This window comes from Halorubrum sp. Ib24 (genome assembly GCF_002252745.1).
GTDB lineage: Archaea > Halobacteriota > Halobacteria > Halobacteriales > Haloferacaceae > Halorubrum.
This window is the reverse complement of the sequence record NZ_NHOX01000027.1, coordinates 72,934-94,617: the sequence shown is the minus strand read 5'-3', so window position 1 is coordinate 94,617 and position 21,684 is coordinate 72,934. Positions and strand designations below refer to the sequence as shown.

General features: G+C 57.4%; 25 protein-coding genes and 1 pseudogene. 6 read left to right on the top strand and 20 right to left on the bottom strand.

From position 1 onward, the window contains the following. Positions 1-149 precede the first annotated feature (149 nt). Positions 150-365: a hypothetical protein gene (locus DJ82_RS06965; RefSeq protein ID WP_094581422.1), complete on the top strand. Its 216-nt coding sequence runs from the start codon at positions 150-152 to the stop codon at positions 363-365. Positions 366-514: 149 nt separating this feature from the next. On the opposite strand, the gene DJ82_RS06960 is transcribed toward DJ82_RS06965, so the two are convergent. Continuing rightward, on the bottom strand, positions 515-784 hold the full coding sequence (locus tag DJ82_RS06960; RefSeq protein WP_094581421.1) for a hypothetical protein: 270 nt from the start codon (positions 782-784) through the stop codon (positions 515-517). 54 nt (positions 785-838) lie between these two features. After that, a complete protein-coding gene (locus DJ82_RS06955; RefSeq protein WP_094581420.1) occupies positions 839-1,195 on the bottom strand; it encodes a hypothetical protein in 357 nt (118 codons plus the stop codon). Positions 1,196-1,314: 119 nt separating this feature from the next. Here DJ82_RS06955 and DJ82_RS06950 point away from each other — a divergent pair. After that, positions 1,315-1,515, top strand: a pseudogene (locus DJ82_RS06950) (CBS domain-containing protein); the annotation flags it as partial. A gap of 43 nt (positions 1,516-1,558) precedes the next feature. On the opposite strand, the gene DJ82_RS06945 reads toward DJ82_RS06950, so the two are convergent. Continuing rightward, entirely contained in the window at positions 1,559-3,049 is a 1,491-nt protein-coding gene (locus tag DJ82_RS06945; protein ID WP_198948030.1) for an aldehyde dehydrogenase, read from the bottom strand. A 177-nt stretch (positions 3,050-3,226) separates the two neighbouring features. Between DJ82_RS06945 and DJ82_RS06940 the strand changes: the two genes are divergently transcribed. From DJ82_RS06940 to DJ82_RS06925, 4 genes are all read left to right on the top strand, one after another. Beyond that, positions 3,227-4,366, top strand: a complete 1,140-nt coding sequence (locus DJ82_RS06940) for a substrate-binding domain-containing protein (RefSeq protein ID WP_094581419.1) — start codon at positions 3,227-3,229, stop codon at positions 4,364-4,366. Positions 4,367-4,407: 41 nt separating this feature from the next. Beyond that, positions 4,408-5,403 (top strand): ABC transporter permease, encoded by a 996-nt coding sequence (locus DJ82_RS06935; RefSeq protein WP_198948029.1) that lies wholly within the window; start codon positions 4,408-4,410, stop codon positions 5,401-5,403. Between the two features lie 118 nt (positions 5,404-5,521). Then, positions 5,522-6,196 carry an ATP-binding cassette domain-containing protein gene (locus DJ82_RS06930; RefSeq protein WP_158217286.1) on the top strand — a complete coding sequence of 225 codons (675 nt, stop codon included), beginning with the start codon at positions 5,522-5,524 and terminating at the stop codon, positions 6,194-6,196. A 311-nt stretch (positions 6,197-6,507) separates the two neighbouring features. Beyond that, complete coding sequence (locus tag DJ82_RS06925; RefSeq protein WP_094581416.1) at positions 6,508-7,311, top strand: creatininase family protein; 804 nt, start codon at positions 6,508-6,510, stop codon at positions 7,309-7,311. A 34-nt stretch (positions 7,312-7,345) separates the two neighbouring features. Here the strand turns inward: DJ82_RS06925 and DJ82_RS06920 are convergent, their stop codons facing one another. The 17 genes from DJ82_RS06920 to DJ82_RS06840 form a co-directional block, all read right to left on the bottom strand. Beyond that, positions 7,346-7,747, bottom strand: coding sequence for a PIN domain-containing protein (locus DJ82_RS06920; RefSeq protein ID WP_094581415.1), 402 nt, complete (start codon positions 7,745-7,747; stop codon positions 7,346-7,348). Beyond that, entirely contained in the window at positions 7,744-8,001 is a 258-nt protein-coding gene (locus DJ82_RS06915; RefSeq protein ID WP_094581414.1) for a hypothetical protein, read from the bottom strand. The genes DJ82_RS06920 and DJ82_RS06915 overlap by 4 nt, the downstream gene beginning before the upstream one ends. 69 nt (positions 8,002-8,070) lie before the next feature. Then, positions 8,071-9,246, bottom strand: coding sequence for a PLP-dependent aspartate aminotransferase family protein (locus DJ82_RS06910; protein WP_094581413.1), 1,176 nt, complete (start codon positions 9,244-9,246; stop codon positions 8,071-8,073). Continuing rightward, positions 9,230-10,396, bottom strand: a complete 1,167-nt coding sequence (locus DJ82_RS06905; protein ID WP_094581412.1) for an acyl-CoA dehydrogenase family protein — start codon at positions 10,394-10,396, stop codon at positions 9,230-9,232. Before DJ82_RS06905 ends, DJ82_RS06910 begins: the two co-directional genes overlap by 17 nt. An 87-nt stretch (positions 10,397-10,483) precedes the next feature. Further along, entirely contained in the window at positions 10,484-10,957 is a 474-nt protein-coding gene (locus tag DJ82_RS06900) for a cupin domain-containing protein (protein WP_241881451.1), read from the bottom strand. Between the two features lie 428 nt (positions 10,958-11,385). Beyond that, on the bottom strand, positions 11,386-11,769 hold the full coding sequence (locus DJ82_RS06895) for a helix-turn-helix domain-containing protein (RefSeq protein WP_094581410.1): 384 nt from the start codon (positions 11,767-11,769) through the stop codon (positions 11,386-11,388). Positions 11,770-11,771: 2 nt separating this feature from the next. Next, a complete protein-coding gene (locus tag DJ82_RS06890; RefSeq protein ID WP_094581409.1) occupies positions 11,772-12,356 on the bottom strand; it encodes an NADPH-dependent FMN reductase in 585 nt (194 codons plus the stop codon). A gap of 154 nt (positions 12,357-12,510) precedes the next feature. Beyond that, on the bottom strand, positions 12,511-13,311 hold the full coding sequence (locus DJ82_RS06885) for an aldo/keto reductase (protein WP_094581408.1): 801 nt from the start codon (positions 13,309-13,311) through the stop codon (positions 12,511-12,513). A gap of 37 nt (positions 13,312-13,348) precedes the next feature. Then, entirely contained in the window at positions 13,349-14,242 is an 894-nt protein-coding gene (locus DJ82_RS06880; protein WP_241881450.1) for a RimK family alpha-L-glutamate ligase, read from the bottom strand. A 132-nt stretch (positions 14,243-14,374) separates the two neighbouring features. Continuing rightward, positions 14,375-15,301 (bottom strand): winged helix-turn-helix domain-containing protein, encoded by a 927-nt coding sequence (locus DJ82_RS06875; protein ID WP_094581406.1) that lies wholly within the window; start codon positions 15,299-15,301, stop codon positions 14,375-14,377. Positions 15,302-15,343: 42 nt separating this feature from the next. Beyond that, positions 15,344-16,531: an MFS transporter gene (locus DJ82_RS06870; RefSeq protein ID WP_094581405.1), complete on the bottom strand. Its 1,188-nt coding sequence runs from the start codon at positions 16,529-16,531 to the stop codon at positions 15,344-15,346. Between the two features lie 21 nt (positions 16,532-16,552). Beyond that, positions 16,553-16,969 (bottom strand): DoxX family protein, encoded by a 417-nt coding sequence (locus DJ82_RS06865; protein WP_094581404.1) that lies wholly within the window; start codon positions 16,967-16,969, stop codon positions 16,553-16,555. Positions 16,970-17,576: 607 nt separating this feature from the next. Next, positions 17,577-17,897 (bottom strand): AzlD family protein, encoded by a 321-nt coding sequence (locus tag DJ82_RS06860; RefSeq protein ID WP_094581403.1) that lies wholly within the window; start codon positions 17,895-17,897, stop codon positions 17,577-17,579. Further along, entirely contained in the window at positions 17,887-18,648 is a 762-nt protein-coding gene (locus tag DJ82_RS06855) for an AzlC family ABC transporter permease (protein ID WP_094581402.1), read from the bottom strand. Before DJ82_RS06855 ends, DJ82_RS06860 begins: the two co-directional genes overlap by 11 nt. Before the next feature lie 17 nt (positions 18,649-18,665). Next, a complete protein-coding gene (locus tag DJ82_RS06850) occupies positions 18,666-19,796 on the bottom strand; it encodes a citrate synthase/methylcitrate synthase (RefSeq protein WP_094581401.1) in 1,131 nt (376 codons plus the stop codon). Next, positions 19,793-20,770 carry a glutathione S-transferase family protein gene (locus tag DJ82_RS06845; RefSeq protein WP_094581400.1) on the bottom strand — a complete coding sequence of 326 codons (978 nt, stop codon included), beginning with the start codon at positions 20,768-20,770 and terminating at the stop codon, positions 19,793-19,795. Before DJ82_RS06845 ends, DJ82_RS06850 begins: the two co-directional genes overlap by 4 nt. Then, positions 20,770-21,615 (bottom strand): DsbA family protein, encoded by an 846-nt coding sequence (locus DJ82_RS06840; protein WP_094581399.1) that lies wholly within the window; start codon positions 21,613-21,615, stop codon positions 20,770-20,772. The genes DJ82_RS06845 and DJ82_RS06840 overlap by 1 nt, the downstream gene beginning before the upstream one ends. Between the last annotated feature and the right edge of the window lie 69 nt (positions 21,616-21,684).

The window sequence follows — 21,684 nt, the reverse complement described above, 5'->3', positions numbered from 1 at the left end:
CCACGTCATCAAGCCCTCTCACCGAACACCTCGTGTTTCACGACTCTCACACAGGTGTGTCGTGTACCGTACTACTATCAAACAGCCGTCGCAACCGACCTCGGAATCGGAATACAAATAGCCGAATAGCCGTAACGAGATATGTCTAGATGGCAGACCACAGGGGTTCCAACCACGTTCCCAGTCAACCGGTCGTCGTTCACGAGGACACCCATCAGAATGAGATTCCCGAGAACATTGACTCGGAGCTGTACACGACAGATCGCCCGGCGAACTCGTTCCACGAATTCACAATCGAGCCTGATGATGAGCTCGTTGAAGCACTTCGCAACAACGGCTACACGGTAGAATTCAGAGACCGATAACGAACGCGACCTGTTCTTTCAGCGACTACCGATCGCTCTGAAGAATACCGGTTTCCGTGCGCGGACGACGAGCGCTCGGCGACTAATAGGTACCACGCGTAGTTCCCGATGAGTTCACCGGCGTCACGATTTCCGGTCTGCTAAATACGTTACTCTCCCGGCTTCGTGGCTGTCCGTAGATTCTCTCGGTACTCTGCCCATGATTGGTACATCTCCACCCGTTCTTCTTCCGTCATCGCCTCGTGTTCGTCCGCATCGTAGAACGGGAGTTCCTCCTTTTCCGGCATTGCCATCACCTGTCCGAGCGGGTAGAGTTGCTCGTAGTAGTTCTCCAACACCCAGTCTTCCCCGTGTTCGTCGACGGCTTTCTGAATGTACGAGGCGGCTTCCGGGTACTCGTCAGCGAGTGATTCAATCATTGGATGGCAGGTGGTGGAAGGGATGGGTTGGGTCCGTGCGTCCACGGGTACTGGTCAGGCGTCGACGAATTCAGAGAGCGAGTAGTTCCGGCTGTCACTGTTCCATTTCCCGATCTGGATGAGCTCGAACGTCTCGATCGGAGCCTCGATCGCGGCGTCGATCTGCGTTTGAACCGGACCGGGGAGACTATCGACGCGAACCGCGGTCAGCGCGTGCTGCGTGAGGTGGTAACTTGTTGCGAGACTCGTCGGCGCGACGATGATGACGCTCGCCCCGTCGGCACCGTCGAGCGCGAGTTGGGCATCTCGATACTGGAGTACCGTCGCATCCAGCTCGCCGACGGGGAAGAGCCACTTCGCATCCCCGTACCCGACACTCGCTCCCGCCGACGAGAAATGCCCTTTGAGCATAACTAGATTATAATATATGTTTTCTAAGCATCAACCTTGCGGTGAGTGAGGGTGCCGACCGGTCGCTATCACGCGACTGTTCCCGTAATTTCACAACCGCGGTCGACACACACGCTCGTATGCCCCGCGACCGGTACGACTGTACCGCGGCCGAGCTCGCCACGCACTTCGTCGAACACCTCGATCACGACACGCCACCGAGCAGCGCCGCTGCGTGGCTCGCCGAAAACGGGTACGACGCAGCCCCGGTGTACGCCGATGACGATCCTGTCGGATTCATCCACAAAACTGACGTCACTAACGATCCCGGAGGTGATAGTGGATAAGACTGGTAGAGACCAGCTGATAGTCTGATGCAGCCGGTCAACGGGGTGACCGTACGTTTCCGTAGTCGACCGCCACCGTCTTGATCTGCGTCATTTGTTCGATGGTGTACTTGCCGCCGAGGCGTCCCTTTCCGCTTCGCTTGCCTGAGTGACCGCCGAAAGGGGGGTGAATCTCCCAGTACGCGCTGCTGTCGTTGACGTTCACGATCCCGGTCTCGACGTTCTCCGCCATGTAGTGCATGAGGTCCAAGTTGCTGGTGAAGACGCTTGACGTCAGGCCGAGGTCGATATCGTTCGTAATCTCGATCGCCTCGTCGTATTCCTCGAAAGTGATGATCGGAGCGATAGGACCGAACGTTTCCTCCTTGTTAACAACCATTTCAGGGTTCACGTCATCGAGAACCGTCGGTTCGTAGTAGAGATCTGTCCGTTGGTCTTCGGCGCGACGCCCTCCTGTCCTTGCCGTCGCACCGTTTTCGAGCGCATCCGAGACGTGACGGTCCATCTTCGCGGCCACACTCGGATTGTTCAGCGGCCCCATGTCCGTCTCGTCGTCAAAGGGGTCGCCGAGAGTAATAGAGTCCGCGAGTGACTCTAAACGCGCGGTGAACTCCTCGGCGACAGCCTCGTGAACCAGCACCCGCTCGCTTGCTGAGCAAATCTGCCCAGCATTCGAAAAGCACCCGAACGCCGTCGCCTCCGCGGCGGCGTCGAGATCAGCGTCCTCAAGGACGATGACCGGTCCGTTGCCACCGAGTTCTAACAAGCTCGGTTTTGTTCCAGCGGTTTCGGCGATCAGTTCTCCGGTCTCCGGGCTACCCGTGAAGCCGATCGCGTCAGTCCCGTCGTTGGCGACAACCTCGTTACCCACGACCGGACCCTCTCCGGTCACGAGATTCAACGCTCCATCCGGCAGGCTCGTGTCCGCAATGATCTCCGCCAGTTTGACTGCGATGACGGAGGTGCTGGGCGCTGGCACCCAGACAATTGCATTCCCCGTGGCTAACCCCGGAGCGAGGTACTCGGCAGGGATGTTGACGGGATAATTCCACGGGGTGATGACGCCGTACACGCCGTGAGGCTTCCGGATGGTGAATATCTGCTTATCAGGGTCCTCCGAAGGAATCACTTCTGTCTCTGCGCGCTTGACGTCCTCGGCGGCGTTACGGAACTCCTCGGCGCAGAGTTCAACTTCCACTGCGGCTTCGTGCAGCGGCTTGCCTTGGTCTCGGGACAGCCATGACGAGAGTTCGTCCGCACTGCTGTCGATGGCGTCAGCGATTTCGTGGCAGTACTTGGCCCGCTCGAATGCGGTTGTTGCCTCCAGCTCTGGCTGAACCTCGCCCGCAGCGTCAATGGCACGGCGGGCGTCCTCCCGGGACCCATCTGGAACGATACCGATTGGTTCGCCGGTCGCTGGGTTGGTTGCCTTGCGAACGGCGCCTTCAACGCTGCTTTGCCACTCACCGCCGATGAGCATCTCGAATCGCTGATCGTCGTTGTCTCGGGATTCGCTACCGAGGGGCATGGACCAAACTTCAGGGCCTGTAAGTATAAATCCCGACCGATTGAGCGAAGTTGAAGCGTTCCCGTCGTCACTCCCTGTGGCTCGCATCCACGTCCCCCCGACCGGTTTGGTATCAGACTTTAGGAAAGTGTATTTTCCCTAATTATTAATAGGATACGATAACCGTTAGCTCATGCCATGTCAGACCAACGCATGGTTGATCGAACACGGAGACAGTACCTGAAAACGGCCGCTGTGGCCGGGACTCTCGCCTCTCTCGGAGGATGTACAGGAAGCGAGACCAGCCCTTCCTCGCTTCAACTCGGCTTCTCCACGCATTTCACCTCCGGAGCCTGGGTGTCCGCTCTCGTCGACGGCACCGAGTACTACGCTGAACAAAAAGAGTTCGAGTACAACCTGTTCACGACGGGTGGGGAATCCCAGCAGCAGATATCGGACATGCGTCAAATGATAAACCAGGGGTACGACGGCATTATCCTGGTTCCATTCAACACCCAAGAGATCGCAAGCGTCGTCGAAGAGGCAGCTGCCGAGGACATCCCCGTATTTACCCTAGACATCGGGGCGGCAACAGAGGAGACGGCAATGCACGTCTCTTGGAGCGACGAGAACGCAGCGCAGCGGGCCGCCGAGCGACTGATCGAAGAGCTCCGAAACCAGCATCCCAATCGTGACGACTACCAGGTCCTCGAAGTTCGAGCGCCACCCGGACGGGACATCTCCCGACTCAGACACGAACCGTTCGTCCAGCGTATCGCAGAGACCGACGACGTCGAAGTCGCCGGGACCATCGTCGGCGACTGGGCACGCGAGGCCGCTGACCAGAAAGCCCGCGAATGGATTAACGCGAACGAAGCGCCTGACGCCGTCTATTCCGCAAACTTCGCAATGGGACTCGGGGCGATGCGAGCGCTCAACGAGCTCAACCTACGCTACCCGCAAGGACACGAAGACCACGTCGTCGCTGTGCAGCTCGACGGTTCCTCACAAACCCATCAGCTGATCAACGAGGGCTACATCGACGCGGCCATCGACCAGCCCGTCCACTACTACGGGCCGATCGCCATCGAATACTTCGAACGGTACGCCACCGGCGACGGCGCCGAAGAACTCCCGGACGTCGGCTCCGAGGTGACGAGCGACGACCTCACCATCGAACCGGCCGAACGGGACGGAACGATGCTCTGGGACGAGCCCCTCTGGGCGCCGGCGACGATCGGTGAATCCTTCGATCACACTCACTTCGTGGCGAACATGATCGAAATCACCGAAGAGAACGCAGACTCCTCACAGCTGTGGGGCAACAACTGGGGTTGACCCGACTCTCCAGTTTCACATACCTAATGCGTGTTATACCGATGAATACGGAAGAGTTGGATGTCGACGAAACGGTACTCACACTGCTCGACAACATGATTTGGCCGCTCCTCGTCGTGCTGTCGCTGGCCGTCGCAGTTCTCGTTCCACGCACGTTCCGGAACCTCAGATCGATAGAATTCATTCTGCACGGCGCCGTCGGACTCGGGTTCGTCACCCTCGCTGCCGGCATCTGCCTCATCGCCGGGTACTTCGATTTGTCCGTCGGCGCAATCTCCGGATTCGCAGCGATGCTCACGGGACTCGTCGTCGGGGGCGGCGGCTGGAACCTCATCAACAACGCCGCCGTCGGGTTCGCGCTCATCAGCCTGGTCGGCATCGCCGTCGGCGTCTTCAACGGGTACTTGATCGGGAAAGTCGGGATCAACCCGTTCCTCCAAACGCTGGCGATGCTCATCATCCTTGACGGCGCAACCGTCACGCTAAGTACCGTCACAGTCACCGGACTCCCCGCAGCGTACGTGTACCCGGGCAAACAAGCCTGGTCAGCCATCACCCTGCTGCTCATCGCGTTCGCCATCACCGGGACCGTGCTGCGGTACACATCGTTCGGCCAAGCCATATACGCGCTCGGCTCCGACGAGTCATCAGCCCGCGCCGTCGGCATCAGCACAACCCGACTGACTGTCATCGTCTACGGCATTAGCGGGTTCTTTTCCGCGATCGGCGGTCTGATGCTGACAGGGTTCACTGGCGTCGTCGCACCGACACTCGGCGACACGCTTCTGTTCCCCGCGTTCGCCGCCGCCGTCATCGGCGGCATCAGCCTCTTCGGCGGCAGAGGCAGTATCACCGGCGCGCTCGGCGGCGTGTTGCTACTGGGACTGATACAGTCAGCGCTCAACATCAGCGGCGTCCAGCCGGAACAGATACAACTCGCCAACGGCCTCGTGTTATTCACGGCGATCCTCCTGTACAACTCCCGCCGCGAACTCCGACAGCAGGTGCTCTCGACAAACGTATCTTCGGAGGTGTAACATGGGGCAACACGCATCTTCGTCAACCGACAGTGACACGCGGCTTAATGACGAGGACGCTATCGTCACGTTCGACACCGTCTCCAAACGATTCGGACGCGTCACCGCAGTGGATAACGTGTCGCTGAACATCGCCGAAAACGAGATCCTCGCGATCGTGGGCGACAACGGCGCCGGTAAATCGACGCTAATGAACATCCTCGCCGGAATTCACCGCCAAACCAGCGGCACCGTCAAATTCCGCGGCGAAACCGTCACGTTCTCCGACCCCAGCGATGCGCGGACACTCGGCATTGAAACGGTGTATCAAGACCTCGCGTTAATGGACGACTTGGACGTCGCGGCAAACGTGTTCATGGGACGGTTCCCGACCCGGTTTACAGTTGGCCCGTTCGACATCATCGACTGGCCCCGCACCTACGAGCAGGCGGACGACATCCTCCAGCGACTCGGGCAGGACCTTGACGTCCGATCTGAAGTCGAGTTCCTCTCCGGTGGCCAGCGCCAGTTAGTCGCCGTCGCCCGGTCGCTGCTGTTCGACCCCGAAATCATCATTTTCGACGAACCGACGAGCGCACTCTCGATCGCCGGAACCGAACTCGTCCACGACACGATGCACCAACTCCGCGACGAAGGCCACACGCAAGTCGTCATCAGCCACAACGTCGCCGACGTCATCGAACTCGCCGACAGGATCGCAGTCATGTATCAAGGACAACTCGTAGACGTCGTTGACCCGTCCACGGTCGACCGAGACGACCTCGCAACCATGATGCGTACCGGGCACTCGTAACTCACCCCTACGACGGCCGTCCCACTTCCAACTGCAGGATACCTCAGTCACGGTCTCAGCGCCGCCCCCGCAGCATGAACCGTCGGCCGCCACGGGAAAGCCAGCACCAATCACGACCAGCGTCACGGTACCCGTCGACCTCTGACGACAACCACCGACGCGAGCACCCACCCCTATCAATCGAACTCGTGACAGCGATGCCGCGCGGTCACATCAACCAGGAACAGGACACGCAGGTTACGCGGCAGCGAACTGCAGCGATGCCGAACATCACCGTACGCTTTTACCGACTCCCGATCCACCACTCGGCGATGCACTCCCTACTGGACAGCCCCAGCACGTGGGCGTCCCACACGGCCCGCGAAATCCTCGACATCGCCGACTCCGACGGGTCGATCGCCGTCATTCCAGTCGGCAGCACTGAACAACACGGCCACCACCTCCCGGTCGCCACGGACGCACTCCTCGCCGACGCGGTCGCGCACCTCGGTGCCGACCGCGTCACCGGCGATGTCCCGGTGCTCGTAACACCACCTGTGTGGAGCGGCTACTCCCCGCACCACCAGTCCTTCGGCGGCACAATCACACTCGGATTCGAGACGCTGCTAAACATGCTTGAGGACGTCGCCACATCCGTGCTTGACAACGGTTTCGACGCGCTACTCCTGGTGAACGGTCACGGCGGCAACAGCCCCTTGATCTCCGCGGCAACCAGCACCATCGGCGTTGCCCACCCAGACGCAGCGGTGCTCGGCGTCACGTACTTCACACTCGCCGCGCCGTTCATCGACGCGATCCGAGACAGTGACACCGGCGGAATGGCCCACGCCGGCGAGTTCGAAACGTCACTCATGCTGCACCTGTATCCCGACCACGTCAGGACCAACGAGATGGACGCCCGTCCGTTAGAAGAACCGTATGACCACGCACTCAACGACATGTTCGACGACGGGCAACTCTCGGTGTATCGTCCCTTCAACGCGTACACCGATTCGGGCGCAATCGGCGCGCCAGAAGCAGCGTCAGCAGCGAAAGGGCAAGCCCTCTACGAAGCACTCGGTGACGAGATGGAGCACCTGTTACAGCAAATCTACGACCGCCCCGCGCCCGGATAACAGACCTTCACGCGACTGGTGGTGAATCGAACGGTCAGTCGGGAGTGAGCGGCCGACGGTTGAGATCAGACAGTCCGTCGTACGCACGATCGGACCCGATGAGCACGCCGCCGTGGCGCGTCGCGGCGTGTGCCGCGTGAAGCGCGTCGAACGGCGTGAGATCGTGGTCATCGAGATACGTTGCCGTCGCAAGCAGCAGTTCCTCTTCCTCTGATGACGGCAGTGGGACCAAATCGAGCATGTTCGCAACGAGCGGTGTCACCTCGAACTCGAACCCGTCGTCTTCCGTGTACGCGGCGACGAGAAACTCCGCGTACGCAAGCAGCGACGTTTCGACGGATTCCTCGGCGAGGACCGCCTCAACTTCCTCGCTCAGCCAATCGTCAGGTTTCGCCACGGCGAAGAGAAAATCGGTCGCAACGTACGTCGCCGTCACGTATCCGACTCCTCCGCGGTTTCTCGGCGGGCCTCCTCCGCGATCGTCGCCCGCGCATCTTCACGAAGTTCATCAATATCCCCCCCCTCGAACGCCGGGCCCACGCTCTCACGGACCGCCTGTAGCGGATCGTCGTCGACGGGAACGAGCACGATTCGACTTGGCAGATCAACCACGCGGAACCGCTCGCCGTGACGATCCCGGAGATCCTTTGAGAGATAAATCCTCCCTCGATCATCAGTCTCAGTCGCCATACCTCTCCCCACGCGTGGGACAATAATCAAATTTTCCCAATACCACTATCTCCATCCCGTAGGATGTCATTACAACAGAGAAAGAGATTGTTTAATATCCTGAATTAAATCATTACTATCCTCAATACCTACTGGCATTCTGACTAACGAGTCGGAGACTCCCGCAGCACGGCGTTCTTCTGGAGAAATAAATGATGCAGACATCGTCCATGGATGGTCAACGAGGGATTCCACTCCGCCAAGGCTCACAGCTACGGTGAATACGTCTAATCCCTCGATGAAGGCCCTAGTTTCGGCTTCTGAAGCTTCCAATTCGAACGAAACGATTCCCCCGAATCCGTCCATTTGTTGTCTAGCGAGGCCGTGTTGAGGATGCGATTCGAGTCCCGGATAGTGAACTTCCTGTATCTTGGGATGGTCCGCGAGGAACTCCGCGATTGTCTGAGCGTTCGCTTCGTGTTGCTCCATCCTCAGTGGGAGCGTCTTCGCCCCTCGTAGCACGAGGTAGGCGTCGAATGGCGATAATGTGTTCCCGAAGACGTATTCTTGCAGCGTCGAAACCCTGTCTGCTATCGCCGGATCATCCGTGGCGACGGCACCGCCTGTCGAGTCACTGTGACCGTTCAGGTATTTGGTCGTACTATGAACAACCATGTCGGCACCCAGTTCCAGTGGTTGCTGTAAATACGGCGTCGCAAACGTGTTCTCCACGCATAGCGGGATTTCGTGCGCATCAGCGACGTCGGCCAGTTCAGCGATATCACACAGCTTCAACAGCGGATTCGTAGGAGACTCCATCCAGAAGAGGGCCGTATCTGATTTGATGTGCTCCTTGACGGTTTCAGGGCTTCTTGCGTCCACATATTCCACTTCGACTCCCAACACGTCCCCGAATAAGTCATCAAGAAGCAGCCTCGTGCCACCATACACACCGTCGAACGCTATGAGGTGATCGCCCGGGTCACAGAGCGCGAGAGCGGTCGTCGTTATCGCTGCCGTCCCGGAATTAAACGCAATAGCTTCTGATCCACCCGTGAGGTGAGCGAGCCGCGATTCCAATGCGTCCCGGGTCGGATTTCCGAACCGGGCATACTTGTATCCGTTTTTCGGCTCTCCAGGAGCCTCCATTTCGTGGTGTGTAGCCAAGTGAATCGGTGAAACCACGTCCCCCGAGAGATGCTGCTGTTCACCTGCCGTTTCACCTCGATGAACCGCTTCAGTTGCGAATTCAAATGTCTCGATCATGATTCGAATCCCACTTTGGATGATCGTCGTACACAGCCTCAGCGACTGAGTCTTTGTGGCCTTCGTTAGGTCCGCCAGCAATCGTCAGCAGGCGAGCGTCTCGGAGATACCGTTCCACGTGTGTTTCCGTTGTGTAGCCGATGCCGCCGTGAAGTTGCATGGCTTCGTTGGCGTTGTCTACGGCTGCCTGTGTCGCAGACACCTTCGCCATGCTGAACTCTCGGGTCGTGTCATGCCCCTGGTCAGCACGATCCGCTGCACGCAACGTCAGCAGTCGTGCGGTATCTACCCGCTGAGCCATCTCGCCAACTTTCCACTTGACGCCTTGGAAGTCACCGATGGGGTGGTCAAACTGCTCTCGTTGACTTGTGTACGCGACGGTGTCATCGAGTGCGGCGCGTGCGATGCCGACGCCACGAGCGGGCACATTCACTCCCGTCTGGAGCTTCGCGCGCTGGACGTATGCCTCTCCCACCTCTCCGACCCTTTGTCGATCCGGAACGCGAACATCCCTGAGGACCCCTCTCGGTGATTTTACCGTCTGAGAGCCAAGCGTATCCCAGACTTTCTCCACGTCGAACCTATCGGTTGACACGAGGAACGTGGTGATATTGTGTGGACGTTCACTCTCTGGGCCGGTCTTCGCATACGTGAGGACGTAATCGCCGCCTTGAAAGTTGGTGAGCCACTGCTTGTGTCCGTTCAGAACCCACTCGTCGCCTTCCCGCTTGGCGGTCGTCTCCATTTCCAATTTGTTACTCCCGGCGTTCTGCTCACTCATTCCGAGGACACCGACAGTATCGTATGAAGCCATCGACGGCAGGTACGTATCACGTTGTTCGTCGGTTCCAAACCGCTGGATGACCTCTGCCACGCCGAGATGTAAGGCCACTGCACCTGCGACGGGCATGAGTGCCGCAGCGAGTTCCTCGGTCATAAGCGCGAGTTCAATCATCCCTTCACCCATTCCACTGTACGTTTCTGGGATGGTGATCCCAGTGTATCCACGGTCACTTAGCTCATCGAGGATCTCGGTCGGATGTTCCTCAGCTTGGTCCAGTTCAATCGCCTGCGGTCTGATTTCGTCCTGTGCGTACTGGCGGACTTCATCTCGGAGTCGCTGTTGCTCTTCGGTGAGTTGGAATTTCATTGGAATGAATCACCTATCTCCATCGTAATACCGCGTGATTACACTTATTTGACATGGGTAGTACTTCGGGAAGTCATTTTATGGATGTTAGAACGCTGGTTGTTCGACGGTCTCGTTCCAGAATTCATCGCTAAGATATGCCGTATCGACTGCTTCTCGCCCGGTCATTTTGGCGAAGCGACCAAGGGTCCCCCAGAGAAATCGCTGAGCTGAGAACGGAATCGAAGTAATTCGTGTTCTCTCGTGGAGATATTCGGACATCAGAAGGCCCTGGAAGAGATCTGGCTCAGAATACGAATCATCACGTGAAAAAACGCCATCGTGGTCCATTCCGAAGAAAGTGAACTGTACCTCAATTGGACGAATCGAAGGTGTTTCTGTGTAAAAGGCGACGTAGTCGTCGGTGTTATTTCGGAAGTAGTGTGGTTGACCGGGATCTATCGTGATGTCCTCGCCCGGACTGAGATGGTGGCGCTCATCGTCTACGACTAGCGTTACTTCTCCACGTAGTGTGCGGAAGTACTCAGAATCATAGGGGTGAACATGCGGCGGCAGTTCCATACTGTTGGGACTGGCCCAGACGACCATCGCGGGATCTGAGGATCCATCTCGCTCGGGATATTGCGTAATTACGGACCAAAGCTCTGCAGCAGGGCTGGACGCTAATGGATACGGGGACTCTCGAAGTAATCGTGTCGCGGGGCCGTCAGCATCCAATTCTAATGCGGGGGCGTCGGCCAGTTTACCGTCCTTACCAAGCGGTCGGCCAGCTGTGATCGTCATCAAGAGTAACAGCGCTCCATCAAGGATTCGGGGCTGTTCTGTTGCGGAATCCGGTCTCTGACAGCGGTTCCGATAGAGTGGAGTCGTGCTATCAGTCGAATCGATTGGAACATTCCGCTACCCGATAGCGAAACGTCCGGATCGCTCCTGCTGAGGTAGTGTTGAATCCCCAATAGTTGGTTTTGTGTCATTGTGATAAATCTATTTCAAGTCTCGTGGAGACGGCTATTCGGCCCTTCAGGGGCTACTTCGCCCCAATCTTTGGCCCATTCATCCAGCTCCGCTAACACGTCAAAGAGGTCCTCTCCCTTTGTAGTGAGACCGTAGTAGACCGCGACCGGGGCGTCTTCCTCCATTCGTCGGGTGACGATGTCGTTGTCCACCAGTTCGTCGAGCGCATCGGAGAGGGTCTTCGAGCGTGCTCCGGTCGCTCGCTTGAGTTCGTTGAACCGTTTCTCGCCCTCTCTGAGGGCGTAGATGATGTTCATTCGCCAGGGAGTCCCGATCTGGTCGATGGCTTGGATGACTGGGCATGCCGATGCGTTCTGTTTCTCGATCTCGTTCTGTCGGGATTCAGTTTCAGCAGACATTGTTAATCGGCCGTGGGGGCAGTACAGGCAGTGGTTTTCTCGGGGTACGATTCGACGCCCGCGTAATCGACGAGGTCAGCTCCAAGTGTCTCAACTCGCTCAACCAGCGATTCGTCGGTTAACTCTCCGGCTTCGAAGGTGCTGTGAGCATTGGGGATTGCGACCTGATGGGGGAGTACCCAGGCGTTGAGCGTGCGGGCAACCGAGCGGAGGTGCTCCAACGCGGGCGTTGGGAATCCTCCGCCAGCGACAACCAGTAGACCCACTGTCGTTTCCTCAAACTCGTCGAACCCACAGTAATCAAGTGCGGTTTTTAGCACTGAAGAGTACGACCCGTGATATACTGGAGAGCCCAGCAACACGCCATCAGAATTTCTCACGAGTTGGCGGAGCTCTCTCGCATCCCCGGCATCACTCTGATCCGGGTCGAAGGCTGGCAGGTCTAATGTGCTGAGGTCCACGAGTTCGGTCGTGGCACCCTTTGATTCGGCTGCCAATAGCGCTTTTTCGAGCGCGTGACGAGTACGACTTCCGTCGCGCTGACTTCCACATAGGGCGACTATTTGTTTGGTATTAGGTACGTCCATTACCTACTGAATTACACAGTCTAAACCCAGTTAAGCGCTCGGTGGAACCTGTTCCAGTAAAATAAATTATACACAAGCTGCCCTAGCGGTGTCAGCTAACGGGTAATCGATGTAGATTCCGGTGATGTAATTCTGGGACGCCAACCATGGATCCTCAGTTCCACGGAGCCCCGTCGAAATCGACCTGGCGTGCTGTTCTGTCAATCGCGTCGATTCGTGCGATGTCGTCTCCGTCGAGTGTCAAGTGCTGTGCCTCGTAGTTTTCTCGAATGTGCGCCTCCGAGGTGGACTTCGGTATAACGACGATGTTCTCCTTCGACAGTAACCACGCGAGACTGACCTGCGCTGCTGTCGCCCCGTGTTTGTCTGCAATATCGACCAATTCGGGGACGTCAGTCACTTTCCCTTTTGCCAGTGGGGAGTATGCCACGAGATGATGGTCGTGCTTTTGAGCGTACTCCCGAAGTTTCTCCTGTTGTAGCAAGGGGTGGCATTCAACCTCGTGAGCGAAGATCGGAGCGTCAAGGTGTGTGCGTGCCTCATCAAGTAATTCAGTCGTGAAATTCGAGAGGGCAATGTGGCGAATCACGCCACGGTCGTAGAGCTTGTCGAATGCAGAAAGCGTCTCTTCAGAGTCGTATGCACGAATCGGCCAATGGACGTAGAGCAAGTCAAGCTCGTCAACACCAAGTCGGTCGCAACTCGCCCGAGCGTGTTCCAATACGTCGTTGTACCCGAGATTGCGAGAATGAACCTTTGTCGCCACGAACACGTCGTCGCGGCCAACGCTTGCTGAGGTTAAGGCCTCACCGACTGCACACTCGTTCTCGTACATTTCGGCGGTATCGACGTGCCGATAGCCGATATTTAGGGCCGTTTCCACGCTCCTGGCGCAATCTTCCGGTGTAGTATCGTACGTGCCGATGCCGATGTCGGGAATGTCATCAACCACCATTGGTCAAGGGTATGGGTACAGTTTTGAGATCGAGTGATCAGTCGTCGGTTCGCGGTATGCTACGGTCATCCTGGGCTAGAGCGGCCGCGTGCCGGGCTAAACCTGCTTCAATGGCGTCTGCAAACGCAGCGACGGCGTCTTCGCCGGCATCGAGGCTCAGGTATGGCTCAATGAGTTCGAGCTCCATCAGCAGGAATTCGCTCCCTCGTTCGATACCATCGACGCGGGCGTACGTGAAATTGAACGGGCTGATCCCTAGTTCCTTTCCTGCCGCTTCAAGGACGGCTTCGGCCTGCTCCACGATTTTATGCGACGGCTTATACGGTTCTGAGATTCCGCCATAATTCGGGTGAGCGCGGAAATCGTCACTAGATGGGACCTGTTTGGTGGCATGGCTGAAGCTGCCTTCGAAGAAGACGAGCGAGCGTTCGCCGTCGTCAATTTCGGGAGCGAACTGCTGAACGAGAACGTCGCTGTTCGAAACCAGGTCCTCCAACCGTTGCTGGTGGTTTTGGGCTTCGTCGTGAGACGTCCTCCAGATTCCGGCCGAGCTGGTACCGACAGCGGGTTTTACTACGGCTTCTTGCCAGCCATTGTATTCTAACACCGTCCTGAGATCGATTTCGGTGGTCCGTTCAATCCACGTCGTCGGGAGAATGGAAACACCGCTCTGTTCGAGATCGCGGAGATAGAACTTGTGGTGATTCCATCTGATTGTGTCGGCCGAGTTGAGTAGTACGACATCCGCGTTCTCGATACGATCTAGCCAGTTCTGGAAGGCATCCAGTTGGGTATGGTACTCCCAGCAGGAGCGGACGAGTACTGCATCGAAGCTATCCCACTCTACTGTCGAATCCGTCCAGAGAACTGACTCTGCCGAGAGGCCGCGATTGCGTAACTCCGTTTGTAATGCTTGACCATCCTCGGTCAAGTTTGGGGCTGTCTCACCGGTGACGATACCAATTCTGGGCGAGGACCGATATGTCATCGACTCATGAGACACGGTAAAATCACTAAACTTCTCGGTGGAGCCCGTTCCAGTAATTCTGCTTACACCCTATCGTCAATCCTTGGTGGTGACGGTGAACGACTCCTCGATGGTGAACGCCAGCGAGTCCGTTGCATCTGGAACCGACACTTCGACGCACATCGGATCTGTTTGCCGGACCGTGACGGCATCAGAGTCAACGACGAACCCGAGATCCCATAGCGGCGTCTCTTGGACGTCGATATCGGCTTCGTGAAGCTGGCCAGTGACTGCCGGGCGCGTCAGTAGAACAACGCCGACCGGAATGAAGCTGTAGAAACTGCATCGCTCGCAGTCAACCGCCACGACCGCAGGATGGTCGCGGGCGAAGTACTCGTCGTACCGGTCGAGTTGCTCGATAACACCGATGCATGCTCCCTGCTCGTGGACCTGACTGGTCAACTCACGGTCAATTGGGCCAGCGCAGAACGGACAGATGCCGTCGAGAGCGCACGACCAGATGAGTTCCGTTCGCCGGTTAAAGGCTGCAACGATGGCGTCGCTGTCGCGGTCAGCAATGCCACCGGGATCGAACGGCCACTCTAGCGCCCGGTTACCACAATCAGGACAACGAATTCGCGCGATATAATCGGTGTCGTATTCGAAGGTCAGTTGCTCCCCGCACTCCCGGCAGTCATCGTCTAATCCGACCGGCCCGACCGTTACCTGATCGTGAAAGACGCCACTCTGAATTGCATCAAGAACGCGGTGGCCAGGGTACTGTAGTTCGTAGCCGTCGTCGGTCTTAGCGACGAATTGATCCTGTAGCTCCGAGAGGTGGTAGGTGAAACTGCCCGAATCACGTTCACCCACTGTCTTCCGAAGCTCGGAGAAAGATAACGAAAATCCTGGGGCATCCCACAGCGCGAGTAGAATCTCCAATCGAAGATCGTGGCTCAGGGTCATGAACGCCGATTCAGCGTCAGTTGCGACCTGAGTTCTGTCAGACTGTTCACTAGCCATACGTGCCGAATCCTCACAGTCCAATATAAATATTGAGTCCGATCAGAAATCGACTGTGAGGATACTCAGTACTGCAGCCCCCAAGGCAGCTCCAACACTTCCGGAGAGAATCGTTCCCTGGTAGCCGATTGCGCCACCGAAAAGTGTGAACAGTGCCGGGCCAACAGCTTGACTTATCCCGATAGTCGTTGTCTGGAGACTCATCACGCCGCCCCGAACCTCGTCTGGAGCTAGGACACTAATCCTAGCGAATAGCGTGGGAGTGACGAAACCACTCCCAGCACCGAAGACGAGCAGTCCGCCGATTAGCAGCGGGGGAGTACTTGCGAGGGCCACCCCGAGAAACCCGAGTGCGTACAGGGCAAAGCCGGCCGTGAGCAGAGTCGTCGTCGAAGCTCTTGCAGCCAGTTTTCCGTTCTGCGTTGAGACGACAGCTGTAACCAATAAGACAGTGCTGGTAACGAGTCCAACCGTTGTGGGAGTGAAGCCGAACGCATCAGCGAGGTAGAAGGGCAGAGCAGTGTATAGCCCACCGAAGAGGAGGGTAAAAGAGACGAACATGATGCTGTACAGCGTGAGAGCTCCACGGGTCGGAATAAGACTGAGCGCCTCACGGACATAGCCGCGATCACTACTACCAGGTTCCGTCCCGCCATCGTCGAACGCGAATAGAACCAATGCCGCAACCGGCAGCGTGAACGCATACATGAGGAACGGCGCGTTCCAGGCACGGGATGTGAGATATCCTCCAATCACTGGATAGGCTGCCGTCCCGAGAGAGAGCATAGCCGACGTGACGCCCATGACGGAGTCATGCTGCCGGCCAGAGTATCGGTCGCCGACCGCGGTCATCGCAAGTGCAGCGAGGATACTCCCGGCGGCAAACCCCTGAAAGACACGAAGGCCGAGCGCGACTGCGAATTCGTTCGTGAATGCGATGGCGGTGCCAGCGAGTCCGAAGATGGCAAGAGCTCCTGAGAGGACGTACCGCCGACCAATGCGGTCGGCGAGAGCGCCGATGACCGGGGCAAGCAGTATCCCAGGGAGCGCGTACAGCGTGATGAACAGGCCAGCGCGAGACTGGGAGACGCCAAATACGGACTGAATCTCGGGGAGTGCCGAGCTGATTAGCGGCACGTCCATCGGCGTCATCAGTGTAGCCGCGAGGATGGCGACCAAGACCGGAGAACGCCATGGGACACCTACTGATCGCTCAGTACTCGGTGACATCTCGGTTATTCACCTCTATTATCAGAGTCCAACGCCCACTGCGAGAGGCCAGGCAATCGGAGAGAGCGCGAGGAAGACTAACGCGCTCCCGATTAGCCCGATATTTTTCAAGAAGTGAATCTGTTCGTTCTGCCGGTCCTGTCCTTCCATAGTCCAGAAGTCGTGCATGATGACCGTGATCGGGACAAGGAAGGCGATCACTGCCAGTGCGCCGACAGCGGGAAAGATGCCGGTGAGGATTGCGAGCGCGCCGGCGATCAGGCCGAAACTTCCCAGTGGAACGCTGATTGTTGCCAGCGGCACTCCCTTACTTTTGGCGTAGCCGACCGAGGATTCGAGGTCGAGTAAGTTTCCCAGCGCGAGGTAGCCAATGACGAGTGCGAACAGCACCCGACTGGCCAGGAACGCTGTCCCACCCAGTGCCGAGGAGAACACCATCAGGTATCACCTGCCGTACTGGAAGCTCGTGGGTTACTGTTCGTCCATGCGTTTCCAACCGTCGCGGTTCGAATGTCTTCTGCTGACATCGTCGCAAGAGGTGATACAACTGCTTGATAAATATATTTCAGGCAAATTACACTATACCAGGTTTCTCGTGCTAAACCACGGGTGAGTAACGAGATTATAGACTACCTCAGCGACAAGTTGAGACCACTCCAATTCCTTTGATCCTATTGATTTCAGGGGTCTTAAGCCGTAGCGACAGTCAATAGCTGGATACGCCCCCGAACATCTCTGCTATTTTATAAGGAATATGATGGAAAACGCGGGTCCACATATCTGAGGGCCATAGCGCAATTGTCAGGTAGATATAGGCGCTAAGTCAGGACCAATCGTTATCGGTGACACAGATCACGGTCGAGTTGGTACCCACACTGCGGATCACAAACCCAGCGACGTCAACCTCAACCGAGATACACCCGTGATGTTCGGTGTATCCGCACCAGATATGAGCTCTGCCGAAGCACAGGAGCGAATCACATACGCGATGAATGCTGATGATGGCGCCGTCGATACGGCACATGAACTTCCAAGGAAGGATCTACTAAACGGTGACAGCACCACTTCCGCGGATAATGAGAAGCGTGCCAACACCGACGACCATTGCGAGCAGAACGCTCTCCGTCCTGTGAGCGACAACGAGCACAGCGATTCCGGCCATCCATTCACTTGGGCCCCCCTCCAACAATCGAACAACCAGTATTGCAACGAGGATTCCACCAGGAAGGGCGTCGAGCGCATCTCGCACTGACTCGGACGGCTCAACTCGGTCTAGTGCCCAAAATCCGCCAGCCTTGGTCACGTACGTGACGATACTCATCCCAAACACGACTGTGAGCGCGGACACCGACACCTCACCGAACATTACGCGTCACCTCGGTCAGACTCGCGGCAAGTCCGCCCGCCAGAATATACCAGCGACCAGGCAAAACTGCATCAACGCTGAGGGCGACAACGGCAGCTACAATCCACGGGGTGAGGGAACTCCGCCCCTCCCAGAAGCTGACCAGTAACGCGAGGAAAATCGCCGTCAGGACGAAACCCAAGCCGTAGGCTTCCGGGTTACCGATACGACTGCCAGCAGCCGCGCCAATAGCGGTGCAGGCGACCCAGAAAACCCAGATTGCCAATCCACTTCCCAGTAGAAACGCTCCGCGTCCGTTACCATCACGGAGATCCTGAATCGTGAGTGCCCAGTTCTCGTCCGCCATGAAGAAGAGGCTCGTATACGCCTGTCTAGAAGATAGCCGGGTAAACCACGGGCGTAACGACGCCCCCATCAGGAGGTAACGGAGGTTCACCACCAGCGTCGTTCCGACTCCGGCGACGACGGGAATCGGCCAGTCCCACAGACCGACTGCGATGAGTTGTGCCGCCCCTGCCAACACGGTCGCGCTCATTACCACGGCAGTGAGGAGACTCAGACCGGCCTCACGCGCGAGTACTCCAAACACGAGGCCGTAGGCACCGACTCCGAGCGCGACGGGAACGCACGTGACGAAGCCAGCCCGGACACCGTTCCGAGAAAACCCTACCTGTTTGCTCTCAGTCTCCGCTGACATATCCTCATCGCCAGCCGACGAATCTTCACCTGATTCCGTGTTCGTTTGAGCCATATTTGATATTCACCACGTTACCGTTCATCAACTGGTGTCCACGACCGTTGTGTGTCACCGATGTAGTGAGAAGAAGGTCGGATCAGCCGATTGTCATCCAACTGTTCCAGTGCGTGAGCCATCCAGCCACCGACCCGGGAGACAGCGAACGTGGCCGTGAAGAGGTCTTTCGGAATACCGACGCCGTCGAGTAGGATGGCGGTGTAGAACTCTACATTTGTCTCTAACTGCCGATCAGGCATGTGTTCCGATAACAGGTCAGTAGCGATATCCTCGAACTCTTGAGCAGCATCGAAGAAGTCGGCGTCGCCGCCTTCGATGTAGAAGCGCTTCGCAGCTGATTCGAGTACAGCTGCCCTCGGGTCACGTGCGCGATACACGCGGTGGCCGAATCCCATCAGGCGCTCTCCAGCGTCCAGCGTTTCGCGGACATGCCCTTCTGCATCGCCTGTTTCATACACTTCCCGAAGCATTTCCAGAACCGGACCAGGTGCACCCCCGTGGAGGGGGCCCTTGAGCGTCCCGACCGCAGCCGTCGCCGCAGAGACGAGATCCGATCCTGTAGAGACGACCACGCGTGCGCTGAATGTGGACGCATTCAATCCGTGGTCGGCGACAGTATTAACATAGGTTTCGAGCCCGGCAACTTGGGCTTCGGACGGTTCCTCGCCCGTGAGCATATAGAGGTAATTCGCCGTATGTCCCAGGTCGTCGCGGGGAGTGACCGGTTCTTTTCCCTGACGGTATCGCCAGTACGTCGCTACAATAGTGGGAAAAACCGCGATCACTCGTCGGACGTCCTCACCTTGACCTTGCTCTGTAACGCCGAGGTTCGCTGCGGCGACGCCCATCCGGAGGGCATCCATTGCCGGCTTCTCCTCTCGGGCCGCACGCCGGAGAACAGCCTGAACCTCCTCACTAATCTGTCGGTGTGACGACAGCTCGTCCCTGAAGTCGGTATATTCCGTCGAAGTCGGTAGCCGGCCGTTCAGCAGGAGGAAGACCGTCTCCTCGTAGCGCGCGTTATCGGCGAGTTCGTCTATTGGGAACCCTCGAATGGTCAGGTTCCCCTGTTCACCGTTGATCTGACTCAGGCGCGTTTCCGCAACAGCGATACCTTCCAGGCCGGGGTTGAGCGCATCAGTCATGTGTTTGCCTCGTTAATCGCAGTAGGTTCGTTGGATAACTCGCCTCGTTCATGCGGGGTTTCCCAATTCAGTTCGGGCCCTACCGGGACGAATCCGGTTGGATTGATATCATCGTGACTGCGATAGTAGTGTTCCTTGACGTGGTTCATGTTACAGGTCTTGGGAACCCCATCCGTTTGGTAGATGTCTCGGGCGTAGGCCCAGAGGTGGTCGAAGTCGATTAGCCGACGGACGTTACACTTGAAGTGAGTGTGGTAGACAGCGTCGAACCGATACAGCGTCGGGAAGAGAAAAACGTCTGCAAGGGTGAGCTGGTCCCCAACGACGTATCGGCGAGTGGAAAGGATCTCGTCCCATCGAGACATCGCATCAAAGAGTTCCTGCACGGCCTCTTCATAGGCGGCCTGCGAGTCGGCGAATCCGGCCCGGTAGACGCCACTGTTGATCGAGGTGTGGATGTCTTCGATAGCCTCGTCGATTTCCTCTCGGAGGGACTCAGAGTAAAGATCCCTCGATTTCGACGCGTAATCGCCGAACTCCGTGGCGAGCATCAGGGAAATCGCTGCTGACTCCTCGTGGACGATAGTGTCGGTTTCCCGGTCGTAGAGGATGGGAACGGTCACTCGGCCGGTGTAGTCGGTGGCAGCCTCTTGGTAGACCTCATAGAGAGTGTCGTGGCCGCGTACCGAATCCGGGGTACAATTCGCCTTCTCTGGGGAGAACTCCCAGCCTTGTTCGTGGCGGACAGGATCGACGACGTCTACTGAGATCACGTCTTCGAGACCGAGTAGACGCCGGGCGAGCGCCGTTCTGTGCGCCCACGGGCAGGCCCGGGAAATGTAGAGGTGGTACCGACCTGCTTCTGCGGGAAACTCGGCATCTCCGGAATTCTCGACGTGCTCGTCAAAGGTGTCGTGAACGTACTGGTCCCGCGTGGCATCGGGTTCCCACTCACCGTTGTGGAGCAGTCCCATCAGCGATCCCCTCCGTTATTCGAATACCAGAAGAAGCCATTTCCACGGGCTTCACGGCGAACAGATCCGTCATCGACGAACGATTCCAGTACCTGTCGCGCTTTCCCATCATCGAGTTCATACACTTCAGCGACTTCCCGCGTCGCAACGGGTTCGTATTCGGCGATGAATTTCGGCACCGGCGGGGTGGATGACTGTTCCAAGGTAGGGTCGACTGTCTTCAGTGCGGCCACCAGTTCCTCGAACATCTGGAACCCGGATACCTGCTTTTCACCGGCTGGTCCCTCGATGTGATACGTCGGGAACGCCCGAACTCCCGCTTGGCGGGTTCGAGAAAGATCCTGCTCGAATGCTGTTTGAGCAGTTCCGTTATCCAGTGCCGTCGTGAACTCATCGACATCGAGGCCGACTGACTCTGCGATTTTCACCTGCTCTTCTCGGTGGTTGACGTTACGGACCTGAGTCGCATACACCTCACGAAGGCGGCGCAGATACCGATTCGCCAGTTCGGTGTCCTGTTGGCGTGCAGCGGTGAATGCCTTGCTTGCGGGGTACGTCGACTGTGCTGGATCAGTCTCGAAGATCTGCGTATCGACCGGCATTCCGTGAATTCGAGACGCTTCCTCCCAGTGTGGCGCAACATCACTAGGTTCTGCGATGTCGTTGGCCGCGTCGTAGAACTCGTCGAAATCTTCCACTAACCCGCCCATGACGTATCTGAACTCTACCTGGTCTGCGAGTACGGTTCGGAGACGCCGAATGATGGGTTCTGAACCCCAGCACCACGTACACATCGGGTCGGTAAACTGGGTTATCGTTGGTCGCTCCGTGTCTGTTGAAGACATATGAACGGCTACAACCCGCCGGGGAATATATTTCAGGCAGAGTACAATAAATCAGGTTTAGTACGGGAA

What these genes read in the sequence shown, in the direction of transcription:
- DJ82_RS06935 (WP_198948029.1), top strand. Translation starts at nt 4,408, where the DNA reads ATGAATACGGAAGAGTTGGATGTCGACGAAACGGTACTCACACTGCTC.
- DJ82_RS06840 (WP_094581399.1), bottom strand. Translation starts at nt 21,615, where the DNA reads ATGTCTTCAACAGACACGGAGCGACCAACGATAACCCAGTTTACCGAC.
- DJ82_RS06885 (WP_094581408.1), bottom strand. Translation starts at nt 13,311, where the DNA reads ATGGTGGTTGATGACATTCCCGACATCGGCATCGGCACGTACGATACT.
- DJ82_RS06850 (WP_094581401.1), bottom strand. Translation starts at nt 19,796, where the DNA reads ATGACTGATGCGCTCAACCCCGGCCTGGAAGGTATCGCTGTTGCGGAA.
- DJ82_RS06960 (WP_094581421.1), bottom strand. Translation starts at nt 784, where the DNA reads ATGATTGAATCACTCGCTGACGAGTACCCGGAAGCCGCCTCGTACATT.
- DJ82_RS06845 (WP_094581400.1), bottom strand. Translation starts at nt 20,770, where the DNA reads ATGGGACTGCTCCACAACGGTGAGTGGGAACCCGATGCCACGCGGGAC.
- DJ82_RS06895 (WP_094581410.1), bottom strand. Translation starts at nt 11,769, where the DNA reads ATGTCTGCTGAAACTGAATCCCGACAGAACGAGATCGAGAAACAGAAC.
- DJ82_RS06915 (WP_094581414.1), bottom strand. Translation starts at nt 8,001, where the DNA reads ATGGCGACTGAGACTGATGATCGAGGGAGGATTTATCTCTCAAAGGAT.
- DJ82_RS06860 (WP_094581403.1), bottom strand. Translation starts at nt 17,897, where the DNA reads ATGTTCGGTGAGGTGTCGGTGTCCGCGCTCACAGTCGTGTTTGGGATG.
- DJ82_RS06890 (WP_094581409.1), bottom strand. Translation starts at nt 12,356, where the DNA reads ATGGACGTACCTAATACCAAACAAATAGTCGCCCTATGTGGAAGTCAG.
- DJ82_RS06910 (WP_094581413.1), bottom strand. Translation starts at nt 9,246, where the DNA reads ATGATCGAGACATTTGAATTCGCAACTGAAGCGGTTCATCGAGGTGAA.
- DJ82_RS06955 (WP_094581420.1), bottom strand. Translation starts at nt 1,195, where the DNA reads ATGCTCAAAGGGCATTTCTCGTCGGCGGGAGCGAGTGTCGGGTACGGG.
- DJ82_RS06865 (WP_094581404.1), bottom strand. Translation starts at nt 16,969, where the DNA reads ATGGTGTTCTCCTCGGCACTGGGTGGGACAGCGTTCCTGGCCAGTCGG.
- DJ82_RS06875 (WP_094581406.1), bottom strand. Translation starts at nt 15,301, where the DNA reads ATGGCTAGTGAACAGTCTGACAGAACTCAGGTCGCAACTGACGCTGAA.
- DJ82_RS06905 (WP_094581412.1), bottom strand. Translation starts at nt 10,396, where the DNA reads ATGAAATTCCAACTCACCGAAGAGCAACAGCGACTCCGAGATGAAGTC.
- DJ82_RS06965 (WP_094581422.1), top strand. Translation starts at nt 150, where the DNA reads ATGGCAGACCACAGGGGTTCCAACCACGTTCCCAGTCAACCGGTCGTC.
- DJ82_RS06855 (WP_094581402.1), bottom strand. Translation starts at nt 18,648, where the DNA reads ATGGCTCAAACGAACACGGAATCAGGTGAAGATTCGTCGGCTGGCGAT.
- DJ82_RS06945 (WP_198948030.1), bottom strand. Translation starts at nt 3,049, where the DNA reads ATGCCCCTCGGTAGCGAATCCCGAGACAACGACGATCAGCGATTCGAG.
- DJ82_RS06925 (WP_094581416.1), top strand. Translation starts at nt 6,508, where the DNA reads ATGCACTCCCTACTGGACAGCCCCAGCACGTGGGCGTCCCACACGGCC.
- DJ82_RS06940 (WP_094581419.1), top strand. Translation starts at nt 3,227, where the DNA reads ATGTCAGACCAACGCATGGTTGATCGAACACGGAGACAGTACCTGAAA.
- DJ82_RS06870 (WP_094581405.1), bottom strand. Translation starts at nt 16,531, where the DNA reads ATGTCACCGAGTACTGAGCGATCAGTAGGTGTCCCATGGCGTTCTCCG.
- DJ82_RS06900 (WP_241881451.1), bottom strand. Translation starts at nt 10,957, where the DNA reads ATGGAACTGCCGCCGCATGTTCACCCCTATGATTCTGAGTACTTCCGC.